Raw genomic sequence first — 19,094 nt, 5'->3', positions numbered from 1 at the left:
GTCACGGTGGTGGCCGGACTCCCTTTCACTCGAGGCCCGCACCCGAAACGGTGCGGGCCTCGAGTCATTTCCGGGGGGGGGGGGTCCGGCCACCACCGTGACCACCCGCGATCGGCAACCGCGACCACCCGCCAGACCGCGACCACCCACGATCGGGCACCGCGGCGATCGGGCACCACGGCCCCCACGATCGGCCCCCACGCACCACGCCTCACGAACAACCGCCCCCGGCCCCGAGGCGATCCTTCTCAAGCCCCTGAACGCCTGCCGCTCAGGGGCTCTTCCATGCCGGCGCGCCCGCATCGATCCGTCGCAGTCCATCCGCTCTTCCGTATTTGTGGCTGGATCTCCTCCGCCACATGGCAGGATCTCGTTCCGGAGGTTTAGATGAACGAGACAAAATTGCCGGAAAATACCAGTGAGCGCCTCATCGCGTTCCTCGACGCCGCGATCGCCATCGCGCTCACGCTGCTCATCCTGCCCCTCATGGAGGGCGTGTCCGAGGCGACGGGAGAGGGGCACGGCATCGTCGAGTATTTCGACGAGCACCTGTCGCAACTCGTGGCCTTCATGATCAGCTTCGTCATCATCGCGATGTTCTGGCGCATGCACCACGCCATCCTGCTGCCGGACACCCCGGCAGATCGCCGCCGCACGACACTGCAGTTCGCCTGGCTGTTCACCATCGTGGTGATGCCCGTGGTCACCGCACTCGTCGGTGGGATGGACACAGGCCGGATCATCGTCGCGTGCTACATCGGCACCCTGGCCGTGAGCTCCCTGCTGCTGTTCGTGATTGCCGTCGTCGAGCGCCGCAAACGTGCGAGCGCAGGTCTTCCGTACCCCGTCACGATGCCCGCAGGCCCCCTGGCGATGGCGATCGGCTTCGCCCTCGTCCTGGTGCTGGCCCTGATCGTGCCGTCGTACTTCTGGCTCTTCCTCATGGCACTGACAGGCTTCGTGAGGATCGGCCTGATCCGCTGGGGCGTGGTCGGCCGGGAGCCGGCACCGGACCCGGTGACTGCCTGACCGGAACGCACGATCAGAGGCCCCCGCCTGAGCGGCCGGCTCCACGCCGCCGGAGAAGGAATGTCCGCCGGGCGAGGACGGCAGCGGCGCCGGCCGGACCGCCAGCAGGCGGCCCCGCCGGCGCCGTGGAAGGCGCCGTGAAAGGCAGCAGTGCCCATGGCGCCCGGCCCGATGCGCGGCAGCAGCCGGCGCTACACGGCGTCCGGTTCCGGAACGAGGTCGTGATTCAGCCGCGGGGTCAGTGGCTCCACGGCGTCCAGCCGTGCCCGGACGTCCTCGGGCAGGCCGGCCCGCACGGCGGCGATCGCCGCCGTGAGCTGCTCCGGCTTGCTGCCGCCGAGGATCGGGCGAACTGCCGGGGCGTGACCTGCGAGCCAGGCCAGGACCACCTGGCCGCGCGTGAGGCCCACCGCGTCCGCCGCCTCGCCGAGGGCCGCGAGCCGGCGAACCGTGCCCGGGTGGCCGAAGTGCTCGGGAATCTCCTTGGCGGGATTGTCGTACGCACCGGACAGGAGTGGCGTGTACGCCCAGATCTCCAGGCCGTCCGTCGCGGCGAGGTCAAGATGGTCGTCGCTGAGGAACCCGAAGCGGTGGTCCGGACTCGGCGTCCCCGGCCGGGGATGCAGGTACGAGTAGCTGTGCTGGAGCGCGCTCACCGGCTCGCGTCCCTGGCCGAGTGCCCTGATGCGAGCGGTCGCGACCCGCCACGACGCATGGTTGGACATGCCGAGCCGAGCCGCCAGGCCGTCGTCGTGCAGCGCGGACATCGCGTCGGCGACGTCCGTGACGGGGATCTTCCTGTCCTCCATGTGCGCCCAGGCGAGGTCGACGTGGTCCGTGCCCAACCGCCCCAGGCTGCGTTCCAGCTGGGTGCGTATCGCCGTGCCGCCCAGACCGGTCCGCGAGGCGGGCCACTGCCCGGCGACGGAGGGCTCGGCGCCGAACTTCGTGGAGATCCTCACCCGGTCGCGTATGCCGGGCCGGGCTGCGAGCCAGCGGCCGAGCACCTCCTCGCTCTGCCCGCCATGACCGGACGCGCTGTCCCAGAACGCGTAGCAGTCGGCGGTGTCGATCCAGGTCCCACCCGCATCCATGAACTGGTCGAGCAGCGCGAACGCGGTGCGTTCGTCGACCGTGGTACCGAACTTCATGGCCCCGAGGGCCAGGTTCATCGTGTCCATGGGCAACAGCGTGCGACCTGGAGCGCGCTCCAGGTCAAGGCGCCGGCACGAGAAGCCCGAGCAGGCCCTTCGATGCGCCCGCGCGCCCGGATGCGCCCGCGCGCCCGGATGCGCGGCGCGCCAGTCGACGCCGCGGAACAGGCCTGGACGCGGGACATGCCCGCCCGGAAGCGCGGCATGATGGATGTATGACCGAGACCACGAAGTCCCGCGCCTACACGCCCGCGGAGGCTGCGGCCGAGTCTGGGTTCAGCATCGACACCTTGCGTTACTACGAGCGCGAGGGTCTGCTCGCCCCGGTCGCACGCACTCCCGGTGGGCGTCGAACCTATGGCCCGGCCGATCTCGAGTGGCTCGGGCTCGTCCGTTGCCTGCGGGACACCGGCATGCCCATCGCGGACCTGAAGCGTTATGCGCAGCTCTGTCTGGACGCGACCACCATGGACGAGCGGCTCGATCTGCTCCGGGCGCACGACCAGCGGGTCCAGGAGCAGGTCGACCTGTTGCGGGAGCAGCAGGAGAAGCTGCGGGAGAAGATCCGCTGGTATGTCGGAAACGGCGCGACCCCGGCCGAGCGGGACCGCGCGGCCGGTTCCTGATCCGTCCCCGGCCGGGGGAGCATAGCCAGGATTCCGAGGTGTGGAATCCTGGTTCTGGTCCGCGGAGGCGCGGGTGGTTGGCGTTCGGGGCGCCAGGATCGTGAGGAGCCACATGGCAAGCAGCACCGGCGGCGTGCAGACCGTCGAGCGGGCGATCGACCTGCTGGAGATCATGACGGACCTCGGGGGTGACGCGACCCTGAGCGAGCTCAGCGAACGCAGCGGGCTGCCGCTGCCGACCATCCACCGGCTGCTGCGCACGCTGGTGCAGCGCGGGTACGCGCGGCAGCTGCCGTCACGCCGCTACGCGCTCGGGCCGGGAGTGCTGCGCCTCGCGGATGCGGCCGGCCGGCAGTTCGGTGCGGCGGCCCGCCCTCAGCTCGAGCACGTCGCGGCCACGCTCGGCGAGACGGCGAACCTCGCGCTGCTCGACCACGAGATGGCGGTGTACGTGGCGCAGGCGTCCTCCACGCACTCCATGCGGATGTTCACCGAGGTCGGGCGCCGCGTCCACCTGCACTGCACGGGAGTCGGCAAGATGCTGCTCGCCGGGCTCGACGAGGACCAGGTCAGGGAGATCGCGAGGCGCACGGGGCTCCCGCCCGCCACGGAGCGTTCCATCGCCGGCCCGGACGAGCTGGTCGCCGAGCTCGCCCGGATCCGTGCGCGGGGCTACGCCGTCGACGACGGTGAGCAGGAGATCGGCGTCCGGTGCTTCGCGGTGGCCGTACCCGGCGCGCCGGTGGCGACGGCACTGTCCGTCTCGGGCCCCGCGGCGCGCGTGACGCCGGAGTTCGCCGACGAGGCGGTCCCTGTCCTGCGCGAGGCGGCCGAGCGGGTGGGCGCCCGCCTCGCCGACCGCTAGACTTTCCACAAGCAGAACATCTACTTCCGTATAGTGGAAACATGAGGAGAGTGTCGACGTGGAGACTCCGGACGGCATCGAGATCACGGGCGAGATCGGCGAGCGGTACGAGGAGGTGCTCACACCGGCCGCGATGGAGCTGATCGTCAGGCTTCACCGCGAGCTGGCGGACCGCCGCCTGGAACTGCTCGAAGCGCGCGAGCGCCGCGTCCAGGACCTGGCCGCCGGCGGCACCCTGGGATTCCTGGAGGAGACCCGCCACATCCGCGAGGACGACTCGTGGCGTGTTGCCGACCCGGCGCCGGGGATCGTGGACCGCCGGGTGGAGATCACGGGTCCCACCGACCGCAAGATGACGATCAACGCGCTGAACAGCGGCGCCAAGGTCTGGCTCGCGGACCAGGAGGACGCGAACACCCCGCAGTGGAGCGCCGTGGTGGGCGGCCAGCTCAACCTCCTGGACGCGATCAACCGCACCATCGACTTCACGGCCGAGAACGGCAAGACCTACGCGCTCAGGCCCGACGCCGAGCTGGCGACCATCGTGATGCGTCCGCGCGGCTGGCACCTGCCCGAGAAGCACATCCTCGTGGACGGGCGCGAGACGTCGGGCTCCCTGGTGGACTTCGCGCTCTACCTCACGACCGCCGGCATGCGGCAGTTCGCCAAGGGCCTGGGCCCCTACTTCTACCTGCCCAAGATGGAGTCCCACCTGGAGGCGCGGCTCTGGAACGACGCGTTCGTCCTGGCCCAGGAGTACCTCGGGATCCCGCAGGGCACGATCCGGGCCACGGTGCTGATCGAGACCTACCCGGCCGCGTTCGAGATGGAGGAGATCCTCTACGAGCTGCGCGACCACTCCGCCGGCCTGAACGCAGGCCGCTGGGACTTCATGTTCTCCGTCATCAAGTCCTTCCGGACCCGCGGTACCGAGTTCATGCTGCCGGACCGCAACGCCGTCACGATGACGGTCCCGTTCATGCGTGCCTACACCGAGCTGCTGGTCAAGACCTGCCACAAGCGCGGCGCGCACGCCATCGGCGGCATGGCGGCCTTCATCCCCAGCAAGGACGAGGAGGTCAACGCCACGGCCTTCGCGAAGGTGCGCGACGACAAGACCCGCGAGGCCGGCGACGGCTTCGACGGCTCGTGGGTGGCCCACCCCGGCATGGTGGAGCTGTGCAAGGAAGTCTTCACCGACGTCCTGGGTGACAAGCCGAACCAGATCGACCGCACCCGCGACGACGTCGAGGTGACCGCCGAGCAGCTCCTCGACGTGGCAGCCACGCCCGGCGACATCACCGAGGCCGGCCTGCGCAACAACATCTCGGTGGGCATCCAGTACCTGCGTGCCTGGCTGGGCGGTCTCGGCGCCGTGGCGATCTTCAACCTCATGGAGGACGCCGCCACCGCCGAGATCTCCCGCAGCCAGGTGTGGCAGTGGCTGCACAACGACGTGAAGCTCGCCGACACGGGCCGGCGGGTCACGAAGGAGCTCGTGCACGAGCTCGTGGCCGAGGAGATCGCGAAGCTCCCCGGCGACGCGTCCGACTACGAGGAGGCCAAGCAGACGTTCCTGGAGGTCGCCGTCGCCGACGAGTACGCCGACTTCCTCACGCTCCCGGCCTACCGCCGCATGGACTGAGCGGCGAGGCCTGCCCGGGGAGGTCCGCGACGGGGGCCGCAACCTCCCGGGCACCGGGCCGGAAGGCGGCGTGGGCCGGCCGGACGTCGGTCCCGGATCTCGCCGGACGTCGGTCCCGGATCCCCGGGGACGGCTCCGGCGCCCCCGCTGACCCCGGCCCGGCGAGGTAGTAGCTTCGCCCTGGAGGCTCCCACCCGCCGGGCCGGGGTCCCCGCCGGTACGAAGGCAGTGCGACGAGGAGGTTGCCGTGCCCGACAGGACACCGCCCGACAGGACCCCGGGTCGCGGGACGCCCGCTCGCGCACCCGGCCCCGTCCCCGCCCAGACGCACGAAGCCCTCGGTGCCCTGACCGCCGAACTCGTCGGCGCGCTCGGCCACGAGCACGTCATCACCGACCACGCGCGCCGCCGTACCTACGAGTGCGACGGGCTCGCCGCCTACCGGGTGGTCCCCGGGCTGGTGGTGCTGGCCCGCCATGCGGCCGACGTCGCCACCACGGTCCGGGCGTGCGCCACCCACGGCGTGCCGTTCGTGGCGCGCGGCTCGGGAACCGGGCTGTCCGGCGGGGCGCTTCCGCACTCCGAGGGCGTGCTCGTGGTGACGTCCCAGATGCGGGACATCCGCGAGCTCGACGTCCCCGACCAGCGCGCCGTCGTCGACCCGGGCGTCATCAACCTTCAGCTCACCGCCGCGACCAGCGGCGACGGCCACTACTTCGCGCCTGACCCGTCCAGCCAGTCCGTGTGCTCCATCGGCGGGAACGTCGCCGAGAACTCCGGCGGCGCACACTGCCTCAAGTACGGGTTCACCACCAACCACGTCACCGGGCTGGACCTCGTCACCCCCGCCGGCGACCGGGTCGAGATCGGCGGCAAGGCGCCCGACCCGCCCGGGTACGACCTCCTCGGCGCGCTCGTGGGCAGCGAGGGCACGCTCGGCATCGTCACCGCCGCCACGGTCCGCCTGACGCGGCTGCCCCAGGAGGTCCGCACCCTCCTGGCCGGCTTCCGCACGATCGACGACGCCGGCGCCGCGACCTCCGCGATCATTGCCGCCGGGGTGATTCCCGCGGCGATCGAGATGATGGACGCCCTCTCCATCGAGGCCGCCGAGAAGGCGGTGCGGTGCGGCTACCCGCACGGCGCGGGTGCCGTGCTCGTGATCGAGCTGGACGGGCACGAGGCCGACGTCGCGGGCGAGTTCGACGACGTCGTGCGTCTGTGCGAGGAGGCCGGTGCCTTCGAGGTGCGTGTCGCCGCCGACGACGCCGAGCGCGCGCTCATCTGGAAGGGCCGCAAGTCCGCGTTCGCCGCGGTGGGGCGGATCAGCCCCGACTACATCGTGCAGGACGGCGTCATCCCGCGCACCGCGCTGCCGCAGGTGTTGCGGAGCATCACCGAGCTGGGCGACGCCGCCGGGGTGCGCGTGGCGAACGTGTTCCACGCCGGCGACGGCAACCTGCACCCGCTCGTGCTGTTCGACGGGTCCGAACCGGGCGCGGTCGAACGCGCCGAGGAGGTCGCCGGCGGCATCCTCGACCTGTGCCTGGAGCACGGCGGCTCCATCACCGGCGAGCACGGCGTCGGCGCCGACAAGGCCAAGCACATGCCCCGGATGTTCACCGACGACGACCTCGCCGTGATGCAGGCCGTCCGCTGCGCGTTCGACCCCGACACCCTCGCCAACCCCGGCAAGATCTTCCCCACCCCGCGGTTGTGCGGCGAACGCCCCGGCCGACGGCAGGGCGAGCACCCGCTGTCCGAGGCCGGCGTCGCGGAGGTGTTCTGATGTCCGACGACGCGAGCGGTGCGGCCCGGGCGGACACGGACCGGCTGGCTGCCGCGCTGGAACGGCAGGACCCGGCAGGAGAGGTCCGCCCGGCCGGGCCCGGCGATGCCGTCGACGGCGTCCGGCCGCAGGTCGTCGCGCGGCCGACGTCGGTCGCGGGGGTGTCGGCCCTGCTCGCCGAGGCCGCCTCGCAGGGGCTCGCGGCCGTCGCGCGCGGCGGCGGGACCGCGCTGGACTGGGCGGCCCCGCCCGAACGGGCCGGCCTCCTCCTGGAGACGGCCGGGCTCGACCGGCTCGTCGAGCACGAGGCCGGTGACCTCGTGGCGGTCGCCGAGGCCGGACTGCCGGTGGCCGCCCTGCTGGAGACCGTGGGCAGGTCCGGGCAGGAACTCGTCGTGGACCTGCCGCCGTCGAGGCTCGCGGGAGGATCGACCGTCGGCGGCACGCTCGCCACGGGCTCGTCCGGGCCCCGGCGGCTCCAGCGGGGAGCCCTGCGCGACCTCGTGCTCGGGGCCACGGTGGTGCTGGCGGACGGGACCGTGGCGGCCAGCGGGGGCAAGGTCGTCAAGAACGTCGCCGGCTACGACCTGGCCAAGCTCATGACCGGCTCCTACGGCACCCTGGGGGTGATCGTGCGCGCGGCGTTCCGGCTGCACCCGGTCCGGCCCGCGCGACGCTGGGTCGTCGCCACCGGGGATCCGGCCGACGTCGCCACCCGAGCCCGGGACGTGGTCACCTCCCAGCTCGCGCCGGCGGCGGTGGAACTCGACCGGTCCGCCTGGTCGCGGGAGGCGACGGTCGCGGTGCTGCTGGAGGGTCAGGAGGCCGCCGTCGTCGCCCGCGCCCGCGAGGCGGCCGCCCTGACGGGCGGCGAGGTGGTGAGCACCCCACCCGAGTGGTGGGCCGCGCTGCCCGACGACGGCGCCGGCGTCCTCGGCTCCGGCGAGGGCCGGCCCGCGGACGGCGTCCTGGTGAAGGCGACCGCGACGCTGACCGGAGTGGTGCGGCTGCTGGAGGCCGCGCGTGCCGCGGAGGACACCCACGGGGCGGGCGTCGCGGTCCGCGGAACGGCCGCCGGGGTGCTGTACGTGGCGATCGGCCCGTCGGGTGGGCCCGGTGGGGCGGTGGCGCCCGGTGGCGTGACGGCCTCCGGCGGGAGCGATCCCGCCGCGGTGGCCGGCGTCGTGCACCACCTGCGCGCCGCCGCGCCGTCGCCCCGGGACGGAACCGTGACCGTGCTGCGTGCACCCCGTGCGGTACGCGCGGCCGTGGACGCGTGGGGGCCCGTGGCGGGACTCGACCTGATGCGGGCGATCAAGCATCGGCTGGACCCGGGACGGAACCTCGCGCCCGGGCGGTTCGTGGGAGGGATCTGATGAGCGAGACCAGGCCGGACCTGCTCGGGTCGTTCGACCCCGGTCCCCAGGGAGCCTTCGACGGGCACCGTCCGCCGTCGCGGGAGCTCGTGGACGACTGCGTGCACTGCGGCTTCTGCCTGCCCGCCTGCCCCACCTACACGCTCTGGGGCGAGGAGATGGACTCCCCGCGCGGACGCATCCACCTCATGAAGCAGGGGCTGGAGGGGGAGCCGATGTCGGCGGCTCTGGTCGGGCACGTCGACGCCTGCCTCGGATGCATGGCATGCGTGACCGCCTGCCCGTCGGGCGTGCGGTACGACAAGCTCGTCGAGGCGACCCGCGCCCAGGTGGAGCGGCGCGGTGCCGGTCACCGGACCCGCGGGCAGCGGCTGGTACGGGCGGCGATCTTCGCCCTGTTCCCGCACCCGCGGCGGCTGCGGGCCGTGCGGCCCTTCCTGGCGCTGTACCAGCGCAGCGGGCTGTCGCGGCTGGTGCGGCCGGTGCTGGAGCGGCTCTCGCCGACGCTGGCGGCGATGGAGTCGGTGGCGCCGCCGCTCACGCGGGCCGAGCCGGTGGCGCCGCTCACGCGGGCGGTGGGCAGCCGCCGGATGACCGTGGGGCTGCTGCTCGGCTGCGTGCAGCGGGAATTCTTCGGCGACGTCAACGCCGCCACGGTACGGGTGCTCACGGCGGAGGGGTGCGACGTCGTGGCGCCCACCGCACAAGGGTGCTGCGGGGCGCTGTCGGTGCACTCGGGACGCGAGGCCGAAGGGCTGGCGTACGCCCGCGCGCTGATCGACGCGTTCTCGGACGCCGCGGTGGAGCGGGTCGTGGTCAACTCGGCGGGATGCGGCTCCACCATGAAGGAGTATGCCGACCTGCTCGCCGACGATCCCGACCATGCCGCACGTGCCAAGGAGTTCGCCGCGAAGGTGCGTGACGTGGCGGAGATCCTCGACGAGCTCGGGCCTGTCGCGACCCGCCACCCGCTGCCCATGACGATCGCGTACCACGACGCCTGCCACCTGTCCCACGCGCAAGGGGTGAGGGCGCAGCCCCGACGTCTGCTCGCAGCCGTCCCGGGCCTGGTGGTGAAGGAGATCGCCGAGGGCGACCTGTGCTGCGGGTCGGCGGGGATCTACAACCTCACGCATCCGGAGCCGGCGCGGGAGCTGGGGGACAGGAAGGCGGCGAACGTGGCCGCGACGGATGCCGAGCTGCTGGTGACGTCCAACCCGGGGTGTCTCCTGCAGATCTCCGCGGCGCTGGAACGCCGGGGGAGGCCGATCCCGACGGCGCACATGATCCAGGTGCTGGACGCGTCCCTGCGAGGGGCGAACGGAGAGGGACCGGCGGGTCCCGGCTAGGGGTGGCTGTCGGGCACCTCGCAGCTCCGACCTGCCCTCTGCCCTCTGCCCTCTGCCCCCTGCCCCCACCGGCTCCCTGCCCCTGGCCCGTCGTCGTCCCGCTCCTGGCGCAGGGCAGTCGGCCCGAGCCCGGTTCAGCAGGCGATCGAGGGCCGTTCCCGCGCGTTCGAGCGTCCTCGGACGCCTGCTGAGTCAGGGTCGGTGACGGTGGGTGCGGATCACACCGCGGTCGGGGCCGAGCGGCCGGGCAGGAGCGGTGGCACGTGGGAGAATGGAGCCTGCATCTGCCGTTGAAAGGACCACAGTGAACGATTCGCCCCGTGAGCAGGGGAACGACCGCGAGGGCAGCCGACCCGGCCGCGACGGGCAGGGGCATCGCGGCCCTCGCCGGGACGGCCACGGCGGTGACCGTTCGCGCCGCGACCTCGGATCCGACCGCCGCCGCGACGAGCGTGGTGACGGCGGCCGGCGTGAGGACCGTGGGCGTGCCGATCGCGGACGCGACCTCGGGGGAGATCGCCGCGAGGGAGGCTTCCGGCGTGACGGCGACGGCCGGGGCGGTGGCTACGGCCGCCGCGACAGCGGGTTCCGTGGCAGCGACGACCGCGGGTACGGCGACCGTCCGCGTCGCCGGTACGACGACGACCGCGGTCCGCGGGGTGACGAGCGGGGCTCCGGCGACCGTCCGCGTCGCGACGAGGGCGGCCGCGGCGGGTACGGCGAACGTCACGAGGGCTCCGGCCGCGGGCCACGCAGGGACGACCGCGGTGCGGACGGCGGCAGCCGCGGCGGGTTCCGGCGTGACGACCGCGGGTACGGTGACCGTCCGCGTCGCCGGTACGACGACGAGCGCGGTTCGCGAGGTGACGACCGCGGTTCGCGAGGTGACGAGCGCGGTCCGCGTCGTGAGGGCGGCGGCTACGGCGATCGTGGCCGCCGTGACTTCGGTGGCGACCGCCGCAGGGACGACCGCGGCGGTCACGGGAACCGGGACGGCGGACGCGACGGCGGGTTCCGTCGCGACGACCGCGGTGGGTACGACAGGCGGGACGACACACGCGGTCCTCGCCAGGACGACCGCCGCGACGGACGTGGGTACGGTGACCGTCCGCGTCGCCGGTACGACGACGAGCGCGGGCCCCGTCGTGACGAGCGGGGCTCCGGCGACCGTCCGCAGCGCGACGACCGCGGCCGCGGCGGGTACGGGGACCGTCGTGAGAGCTTCGGCCGGGGCGAGCGTCGGCACGACGACCGTGGGCCGCAGCGGAGCTCCCGGGACGACCGCGACCGGCGTGACTTCGACCGGCGGGACGACCGGCGGGACGACCGGGGCCGTCGTGATGACCGAGGCTCTCGCGACGACCGCGGGCCGCGCGGCGACCAGGGATTCCGCAGTGACCAGGGATTCCGCGGCGACCGCCGGCCCCGCGACGACCGGCGAGGTTCCGGTGACGGGCCGCGGCGCAGCTTCGGCGACGATCGCGGGCCACGCGGTGGCTTCCGTGACGACCGCGGCCCACGCCGCGACGACCGCCGGGACGGCGGCAGGGACTTCCGTGACGACCGCGGCCCACGCCGTGACGACCGCGGGGACCGGACGCCCGATCCGGAGATCGCCGAGGACGCGTCCATCGGTCAGCTCGACCGCGACGCGCGTGCCCGGATGCGCGGCCTGAGCAAGGACAACGCGGAGCGGGTCGGTCTGCACCTGGTCATGGCCGGACGCCTGCTCGACGTCGACCCGGAGACCGCCTACCTGCACGCCCAGGCGGCCGTGCGCAGGGCGGGGCGGATCGACGTCGTGCGGGAGGCGGCAGGCCTGACGGCCTATCACACCGGGCGCTTCGCCGAGGCGCTGCGCGAGCTGCGCACCGTCCGGCGGCTCAACGGCAGTTCCGAGCACCTGCCGCTGATGGCCGACGCCGAACGCGGGCTGGGCAGGCCGGAGCGCGCGATCGCGCTCGCGGCGACCCCCGAGGCGGAAACCCTCGACCCCAGCGGGCGCACGGAGCTGGCGATCGTGGTGTCGGGGGCGCGCAGCGACCTGGGTGAGCACGATGCCGCGCTCGCCGTCCTCGACAAGATCCCGGCCGACGAGGCCACCGGCGACCTGGGGCTGCGCGTCCTGCAGGCGCGGTCCGTCGCCCTGGAGGCCGCGGGCCGGACCGACGAGGCCGCGGCAGTGCTGGCCGGGGTCGACCCGGAGGCCCTGGCACGCGCGACCGGCGCCGAGGCTCCGGAGGAGGACGTCGTCGTCTACGACATGTACGACGAGGAGGCGGACCTCGAGGACGGCGCCCGTGAGGACGCCACGCCGGGGCGCGTCGCGGGAGAGGACACCGCGGACGCGGGCGTGCTGGACGAGGACGCGGCGCGCGAGGCCGCCCCGCACGAGGCCGCCCCGCACGAGGACAGGACCCGCGAGTACGCCTCGGCCGAAGGTGCCGACGTGGCGGGCGCCCCCGGTGCCGTCGAGGACCTGGCGGACCTCCCCGAGCCGTCGGACGCCGAGGTCGAGGCCGAGGTGGCCGAGATCCTCGCCGAGGCGGGCGTCGACGAGCCCGAGGGCGCGGAGACCGAGACCGCGGGGGTCGACGAGCCCGTGACCGACGAGCCCGTGACCGACGAGCCCGGGACCGCCGTGACCGACGAGCCCGTGACCGGGGAGACCGGCCGGTCCGGGACCGCCGTGACCGACGAGCCCGAAGCCGTGGAGGGCGACCCGGAGCCCGGGGACCGCGCGGAAGCCGGCGACATTGCGACCACCACCGGGGAGGCCGGCACGACCCAGGGCCCGGCGGCATGAGCGGGCTGATCGCGAGCTCGGTCCCGCTGGCCGAGGCGTACGACCTCGCGCTCGTCGACCTGGACGGGGTGGCCTACCGGGGCCACCTGCCGATCGAGCACGCCGCCACGAGCCTCACCACGGCGCGGGCGGCCGGGCTGCCACTCGTGTTCGTGACCAACAACGCCTCCCGGGAACCGGAGGAGGTCGCCGCCCAGCTCACAGGGCTGGACATTCCGACGGACGCGGACGAGGTGATGACTGCCGCGCAGGCCTGCGCCACGCTGCTGCGCACGCGGCTCGACCCCGGCGCGAAGGTGCTGGTCGTGGGCGGTAAGGGGCTGGTCACGGCAGTGCGTTCCGCAGGGTTCGAGGTGGTGGCGTCCGCCGACGACGCTCCGGACGCCGTCGCGCAGGGGTTCGCCCCGGACCTCGCGTGGGAGGACCTCGCGGAGGCCGCGTACGCCGTCGGGCGGGGCGCCTGGCACGTGGCGAGCAACCTGGACATGTCGCTGCCGACCGCCCGCGGTCTCGCTCCCGGCAACGGCTCGCTCGTGGGTGCCGTGACCGCGGCGACCGGGGTGACGCCCTTGAGCGCGGGCAAACCCGGGCCGGACATGTTCCGCATGGCGGCCGAGCGTGTGGGGGCGGCCCGTCCGCTCGTGATCGGCGACCGGCTGGACACCGACCTCGCCGGGGCGCGGGCCGCCGGATACCCCGGCCTGCACGTGCTGACCGGTGTGTCCACGGCTCGGGACGCCGTCCTGGCCCAGCCGGCGGAGCGTCCCTCCTTCCTCGGCGCGGACCTGCGGGTGCTGCTGGAGCCGCACCCGGCCCCCGCGCGCGTGGGGGACTCCTGGGTGTGCGGTGCGGCCTCGGCGCGGGTGACGGGCGGCGTGCTGCGCCCGGAATCCGGCGAGGGGATCGACCTGGTGCGCGCCGCCTGCGCGGCGGCCTGGGCGGCCGCCGACGCGGGGACCCCGGCGACGACGGTCCCGGACCTGCTCTGAGGATGCCCCGCGCGGGGCGGCGTCGTCGTGCGGCACACGGCGCCCCGGCGCGGCGTGCGCCTGGCCGGGGAGTGTCAGGCGCGGAAGGTACCGTGTTGTCGCACCATGTCAGTCCGATGCGGGAGGGTCAGTCCGATGCGGGAGGGTGACCGAGTGAGCGAGTCGTACGAGGCCGCGTCCGGCGACGACGGCTGGGACGTGCCGGAAGAGGCCTTCGCGGGAGCCCCCGTGGCCGGCGGCGGGCAGGCGGACGCTGCGGGCGCCGCCGGACGCGCCTCCGAGCCGGTCGTGGAGCAGGCGTTGTCCGTCCTGGACGGGCTGGACGAGCTCGCCCCGGCCGAGCACGTGGCTCGCTACGAGCACGTGCACGAGGCACTGCGTGCCCACCTGAGCGGTGACGCCTGAGACGTGGAGACGGTGATGACAGCGCGGGCACGCGTGGACGCCGAGCTGGTGCGGCGGGGGCTGGCTCGCTCCCGCCGGCATGCCGCCGAGCTCGTGGCGGCCGGCCGGGTGTCGGTCGGCGGCCGGCCGGTCGGCAAGCCGTCGGCGGCCGTCGCCCGAGGGGCCGACGTCGAGGTGGCCGCCGGTGACCGGGGAGAGTCCGAGTACGCCTCCCGCGCCGGGCTGAAGCTCGCGGGTGCGCTCGACGCCCTCGGCGAGGGCGCGCCCGTGGTCGACGGAGCGTGGTGCGTCGACCTCGGCGCGTCCACCGGCGGCTTCACCGACGTGCTGCTGCGGCGTGGCGCCGACCACGTGGTGGCGATCGACGTCGGGCACGGGCAGCTCGTGCCCCGGCTGCGTGAGGACCGGCGTGTCACCGTGGTCGAGGGCAAGAACGCCCGGGACCTGACCCGCGCCGACCTGGCGCGCGCGCCCGGGCTCGTCACCGGTGACCTCTCGTTCATCTCGCTCACCCTCGTGCTCCCGGCCGTCGCCTCGGTCCTGCCGCCGCACGGGCAGGCGTTGCTGCTGGTCAAGCCGCAGTTCGAGGTCGGCAGGGAACGGCTCGGGCGAGGCGGCGTCGTGCGGGCCCCGGTCCTGCACGCGGAAGCGGTCACCACGGTGGTACGCGCGTCCGAACAGGTGGGGCTGCGGCTGCGGGCGGTCGCGGCGAGCCCCGTGCCGGGCCCCAGCGGAAACCGGGAGTTCTTCGTGCAGCTCACGGCGGACGCCGCCGCGCCGGTCCTGGACTCCCAGGAGCTGGACCGCGCGGCCGCCTCCGCCGTCGCCGCCGGCGGCCCCGCGGCCCTTCTCCTCGCCGCGGACCCGGGCACATCCGGGGCTCCGGCCTCGCCCGGGGAATCGGCCACACCGGGGGCTCCAGCTCTACCGGTGGCTCCGGCCACACCCGCGGCTCCGGCCGCACCCGGCGCCCGCGGCACGACACCGCCCGGCCTCCTCGGCCAAGCCGGGCGCCCACCCGGCACCGGCGCACCGGGCCGGCACCACCACGACGATCGGGGACAGTCATGACACGGCGGGTGCTGATCGTGACGCACGGCGGACGTCCCGCCGCCGTGGCGGCGACCACCGAGGCGGTGCGCGAGCTGAAGGCCGCGGGCTTCGAGCCCACGCTGCACGACGACGCGCTGGCCGAGGACTTCGGCGACCACATGGACGTCGCACGGCTGCGCGAGGGCGTCACGGAGTCGGAGTTCGTCATGGTGCTCGGCGGGGACGGCACGATCCTGCGCGCCGCCGAGCTCACCCGCGGCACCGACGTGCCGCTCCTGGGAGTGAACCTGGGGCACGTGGGCTTCCTCGCCGAATCGGAGCGCGAGGACCTGCACGGGGCCGTCGAGCGGCTGGCCGCGTGCGACTACACGGTCGAGAGGCGCGCGTGCGTCGAGGTGGACGTGCACCTGCCCGACGGCGGCGACGTGCTCTCGGGCTGGGCGCTGAACGAGGTGACCATCGAGAAGGGCGTCGGCGGGCGCATGCTCGAGGTCGGGGTGAGCGTGGACGGACGGCCGCTGTCGTCCTTCGGCTGCGACGGCGTGGTCATGTCCACGGCGACCGGGTCGACGGCGCACGCGTTCTCCGCCGGCGGCCCCGTGATCTGGCCTGACGTGGACGCCGTGCTGTTCGTCCCGCTCAGCGCACACGCCCTGTTCGCCCGCCCGCTGGTGGTGGGGCCGCGCAACGAGATCGGCGTGCGGGTCCTGCCCGCCTCGGCGGTGCCGGGCGTGCTGACCTGCGACGGGCGGCGGCGGATCGACGTCCCGCAGGGATCGAACGTGTCCGTGCGCCGGGCGGGCGAGATCCGGCTCGCCCGGCTCAGCCAGGCGCCGTTCACCGACCGCCTGGTGTCGAAGTTCGACCTGCCCGTCGCGGGCTGGCGCGAGCGGGCGGTACGGTCTGATGCGTCCGGACAAACTTTCGAGCCTGGTGAGGAGTGACGTGCTCGAGGAGATCGCGATCGAGAACCTGGGCGTCATCCGCGGCGCTCGCGTGCCCCTGTCCGAGGGGCTGACCGTCATCACCGGCGAGACGGGCGCGGGCAAGACGATGGTGCTCACAGGGCTGAACCTGCTCATGGGCGGGAAGGCGGACCCGCACTCGGTGCGTCCGGGCGCGGACCGCGCCGCCGTCGAGGGCCGGATCCGCGTGTCGGGGCACCCCACGGCCGCGGCCCGCGTGGACGAGGCAGGCGGTGAGATCGAGGACGACGGCACGGTCGTCGTGCTGCGCACCATCGCCGACGGCCGCTCCCGTGCCCATCTGGGCGGCCGCGCCGTGCCGCAGGGAGTGCTCGCACAGATCGCGGACGACCTCGTCACGGTGCACGGCCAGGCCGAGCAGCTGCGCCTGCGCACCAGCGCCAAGCAGCGTGACGCCCTGGACGACTTCGCCGGGCCCGTCCACCAGGGCGTGCTCGCCGGGTACCGCACGGCCTGGTCGGAGCGCACGGGGCTGCTCGCGGAGATCGCCGACTCGGAGGCGAGGGCGGCCGAGCGTGCCCGTGAGGTGGAGCTGCTGCGTATCGGGCTCGAGGAGATCGAGCGCGTGGACCCGCAGCCCGGTGAGGACACGGAGCTGGCGGCGCTGATCGAACGGCTGGCGAACGCGGAAGGCCTGCGCGTCGCCGCGGGGGAGGCGCACCAGGCGATGGCCGGCGAGGACGAGACCGGCGCGCAGCCCAACGCGATCGCGCTGGTCGAGACCGCCCGGCGGGCGCTGGAGGGCGGTGCCCACTCCGACCCGGCGCTGGGCGAGCTCGCCACGCGGTTCGCCGAGGTGGGCTACCTGATCAACGATCTCGCCACGGACGTGGCCGCCTACCTGGACGATCTCCAGGCGGACCCGGGTGGCCTGGAAGCGGCGCACGCGCGCATGGCGGACCTGAACGGCCTGACGCGCAGCTACGGCGAGACCATCGACGACGTGCTGCGGTGGGCGAGCGATGCCGGCCTGCGGCTCCTGGACCTGGACGACGGCGGCGACCGCCTGGAGTCCATGAAGCAGCGTGTCGGCGAGCTGGACGACGAGCTGGACCGGCTCGCGGGCGCGCTCACCGAGGCGCGCACCACGGCCGCGTCCGAGCTCGCCGGCGCCGTCACGACCGAGCTGCACGGCCTCGCGATGGGCGGCGCGCACCTGGAGGTCACGGTCGCCCCCGCGGACGCGCTCGGACCGTACGGGGCCGACCAGGTCACGATGCTCCTGGTGCCCCACCCGGGTGCTCCGCCGCGTCCGCTGGGCAAGGGCGCCTCGGGCGGTGAGCTGTCCCGCGTCATGCTCGCCCTGGAGGTGGCGCTGGCCACGTCCCCGCACAAGCAGGACGGGTCCGGCGCCACGGACCCCGAGGGCGCGGATGTCGCGGCCCTGCGGCGCACGTTCGTGTTCGACGAGGTCGACGCCGGCGTCGGCGGCCGGGCCGCGGTCGAGGTGGGCCGGCGCCTGGCCCAGCTGGGCCGCACCACGCAGGTGGTCGTCGTCACGCACCTGGCCCAGGTGGCGGCGTTCGGCGACACCCACCTCGTGGTGACGAAGTCGGCCGGTGACACCCCGGACGGCAACCCGGACGGTGACACCCCGGCCGGTGACGACGCGCACGACGCCGACGGCATGATCACCGTCACCGGCGTGCGCGAGGTCACCGACGAGAACCGCGTCGTCGAGCTCGCCCGCATGCTCTCCGGCCAGGAGGACTCGACCACGGCCCGGCAGCACGCCATGGAGCTCCTGGAATCGTCAGTCGTGGGACGATGAGGTCGATGAAGCTGATCCTGACCCGGTCCGGCCAGCACGACGAGGAACGCACGGAACCCGGTGGCCCCGTCACCGGGCCCGCGCGTGTCGGGAAGCGGACCAAGGAGCTCACCGGACGGCTCGACCCGGGCGACATCGCCGTCATCGACCACGTGGACATCGACCGCGTGGCGGGCGACGCGCTCGTGGCCGCGCGGCCGGCCGCCGTACTGAACGCGGCCCGCTCCGTCTCCGGCAGGTATCCGAACACCGGGCCCAGCATCCTGCTCGAGGCGGGCATCCCCCTGGTCGACGACCTGGGGCCGGCCGTCATGGCGGTCGAGGAGCGTGCCGCACTGGAGATCGTCGACGGCCAGGTCATGGCGGACGGCGAGGTGATCGCCAAGGGCACGCGGCAGACCACGGCGTCGCTGGAGGAGGCGATGGCCGCCGCCCGCGAAGGCCTGTCGGTGGAGATCGAGCGCTTCGCCGAGAACACCATGACCTATCTGCGCCGGGAGCGGGACCTCCTGCTCGACGGCGTCGGCGTGCCCCGGACCCGCACCCCGATCGCGGGGCGCCACGTCCTCATCGTCGTGCGCGGCTACCACTACCGCGAGGACCTCGCGATGCTGCGCTCCTACGTCAAGGAGAACCGCCCGGTGCTCATCGGGGTCGACGGCGGAGCCGACGCGATCCTCGACGAGGGCTGGAAGCCGGATCTGATCGTCGGCGACATGGACTCCGTCTCCGACCGCGCGCTCGCCGGCGGGGCCGAGGTCGTGGTGCACGCCTACCGCGACGGGAAGGCCCCCGGACTGGAGCGGGTGCGCGGCCTCGGCGTCGAACCCGTCGTGTTCCCCGCGACCGGCACCAGCGAGGACATCGCCATGCTGCTCGCGGACGACAAGGGCGCCGAGCTCATCGTCGCCGTCGGCACCCATGCCACCCTCGTGGAGTTCCTCGACAAGGGACGTGCCGGCATGGCCTCCACATTCCTGACGCGGCTGCGGGTGGGCGGCAAACTCATCGACGCCAAGGGCGTCTCGCGGCTGTACCGCACCCGCATCTCCAACATCCAGCTGACCACGCTGTCCCTGGCCGGCGTGTCGGCGGTCCTGGCCGCGCTCGGAGCGACGTCCGCCGGACAGGCCTTCTTCGGCATCCTGGGCGCGCGCTTCGACGACCTCTGGTCGTGGGTGGGTAGCCTGTTCGGCGGCTGACCTCAGGCCACCGACCGTTCCGTCCCCGATTCCCGACGTCGCGCCGCGG

The 19,094-nt window shown here is 74.0% G+C and carries 16 protein-coding genes; 15 read left to right on the top strand and 1 reads right to left on the bottom strand.

What is annotated here, in order from left to right; translation table 11 throughout:
- Positions 1-387 precede the first annotated feature (387 nt).
- Entirely contained in the window at positions 388-1,029 is a 642-nt protein-coding gene (locus HGK34_RS03315) for a TMEM175 family protein (protein ID WP_201845150.1), read from the top strand.
- 191 nt (positions 1,030-1,220) lie between these two features.
- Here the strand turns inward: HGK34_RS03315 and HGK34_RS03310 are convergent, their stop codons facing one another.
- Positions 1,221-2,210 (bottom strand): aldo/keto reductase, encoded by a 990-nt coding sequence (locus HGK34_RS03310; RefSeq protein WP_201845149.1) that lies wholly within the window; start codon positions 2,208-2,210, stop codon positions 1,221-1,223.
- A gap of 188 nt (positions 2,211-2,398) precedes the next feature.
- Between HGK34_RS03310 and HGK34_RS03305 the strand changes: the two genes are divergently transcribed.
- The 14 genes from HGK34_RS03305 (at position 2,399) to steA (ending at position 19,045) form a co-directional block, all read left to right on the top strand.
- Positions 2,399-2,809: a MerR family transcriptional regulator gene (locus HGK34_RS03305; RefSeq protein ID WP_201845148.1), complete on the top strand. Its 411-nt coding sequence runs from the start codon at positions 2,399-2,401 to the stop codon at positions 2,807-2,809.
- Positions 2,810-2,921: 112 nt separating this feature from the next.
- On the top strand, positions 2,922-3,674 hold the full coding sequence (locus HGK34_RS03300) for an IclR family transcriptional regulator (protein ID WP_201845147.1): 753 nt from the start codon (positions 2,922-2,924) through the stop codon (positions 3,672-3,674).
- Positions 3,675-3,732: 58 nt separating this feature from the next.
- Positions 3,733-5,319 carry a malate synthase A gene (gene aceB / locus HGK34_RS03295; protein WP_201845146.1) on the top strand — a complete coding sequence of 529 codons (1,587 nt, stop codon included), beginning with the start codon at positions 3,733-3,735 and terminating at the stop codon, positions 5,317-5,319.
- Between the two features lie 247 nt (positions 5,320-5,566).
- Positions 5,567-7,108 (top strand): FAD-linked oxidase C-terminal domain-containing protein, encoded by a 1,542-nt coding sequence (locus HGK34_RS03290; protein ID WP_443677250.1) that lies wholly within the window; start codon positions 5,567-5,569, stop codon positions 7,106-7,108.
- Positions 7,108-8,484, top strand: a complete 1,377-nt coding sequence (locus HGK34_RS03285) for an FAD-binding oxidoreductase (RefSeq protein ID WP_201845145.1) — start codon at positions 7,108-7,110, stop codon at positions 8,482-8,484. The genes HGK34_RS03290 and HGK34_RS03285 overlap by 1 nt, the downstream gene beginning before the upstream one ends.
- Complete coding sequence (locus tag HGK34_RS03280; RefSeq protein ID WP_201845144.1) at positions 8,484-9,833, top strand: (Fe-S)-binding protein; 1,350 nt, start codon at positions 8,484-8,486, stop codon at positions 9,831-9,833. Before HGK34_RS03285 ends, HGK34_RS03280 begins: the two co-directional genes overlap by 1 nt.
- Positions 9,834-10,153: 320 nt before the next feature.
- The gene (locus tag HGK34_RS03275; RefSeq protein WP_201845143.1) at positions 10,154-11,509 is read left to right on the top strand and encodes a hypothetical protein; all 1,356 of its coding nucleotides are present in this window, start codon (positions 10,154-10,156) and stop codon (positions 11,507-11,509) included.
- A complete protein-coding gene (locus HGK34_RS03270) occupies positions 11,497-12,639 on the top strand; it encodes an ICP22 family protein (RefSeq protein WP_201845142.1) in 1,143 nt (380 codons plus the stop codon). The genes HGK34_RS03275 and HGK34_RS03270 overlap by 13 nt, the downstream gene beginning before the upstream one ends.
- Complete coding sequence (locus tag HGK34_RS03265; RefSeq protein ID WP_201845141.1) at positions 12,636-13,628, top strand: HAD-IIA family hydrolase; 993 nt, start codon at positions 12,636-12,638, stop codon at positions 13,626-13,628. Before HGK34_RS03270 ends, HGK34_RS03265 begins: the two co-directional genes overlap by 4 nt.
- A 153-nt stretch (positions 13,629-13,781) precedes the next feature.
- On the top strand, positions 13,782-14,033 hold the full coding sequence (locus tag HGK34_RS03260) for a hypothetical protein (RefSeq protein ID WP_201845140.1): 252 nt from the start codon (positions 13,782-13,784) through the stop codon (positions 14,031-14,033).
- Positions 14,034-14,048: 15 nt separating this feature from the next.
- On the top strand, positions 14,049-15,104 hold the full coding sequence (locus HGK34_RS03255; RefSeq protein WP_201845139.1) for a TlyA family RNA methyltransferase: 1,056 nt from the start codon (positions 14,049-14,051) through the stop codon (positions 15,102-15,104).
- Positions 15,101-16,030: an NAD kinase gene (locus tag HGK34_RS03250; protein ID WP_201845138.1), complete on the top strand. Its 930-nt coding sequence runs from the start codon at positions 15,101-15,103 to the stop codon at positions 16,028-16,030. Before HGK34_RS03255 ends, HGK34_RS03250 begins: the two co-directional genes overlap by 4 nt.
- Position 16,031: 1 nt before the next feature.
- On the top strand, positions 16,032-17,843 hold the full coding sequence (gene recN / locus HGK34_RS03245) for a DNA repair protein RecN (protein WP_201845137.1): 1,812 nt from the start codon (positions 16,032-16,034) through the stop codon (positions 17,841-17,843).
- A gap of 5 nt (positions 17,844-17,848) precedes the next feature.
- The gene (gene steA, locus HGK34_RS03240) at positions 17,849-19,045 is read left to right on the top strand and encodes a putative cytokinetic ring protein SteA (protein ID WP_244666341.1); all 1,197 of its coding nucleotides are present in this window, start codon (positions 17,849-17,851) and stop codon (positions 19,043-19,045) included.
- Positions 19,046-19,094: the final 49 nt, after the last annotated feature.

It is taken from the genome of Myceligenerans indicum (assembly GCF_016742955.1).
Classification (GTDB): Bacteria; Actinomycetota; Actinomycetes; order Actinomycetales; family Cellulomonadaceae; genus Myceligenerans; species Myceligenerans indicum.
Note: the sequence above shows the minus strand (reverse complement) of the source record. Positions and strands in the feature narration are given on the sequence as shown.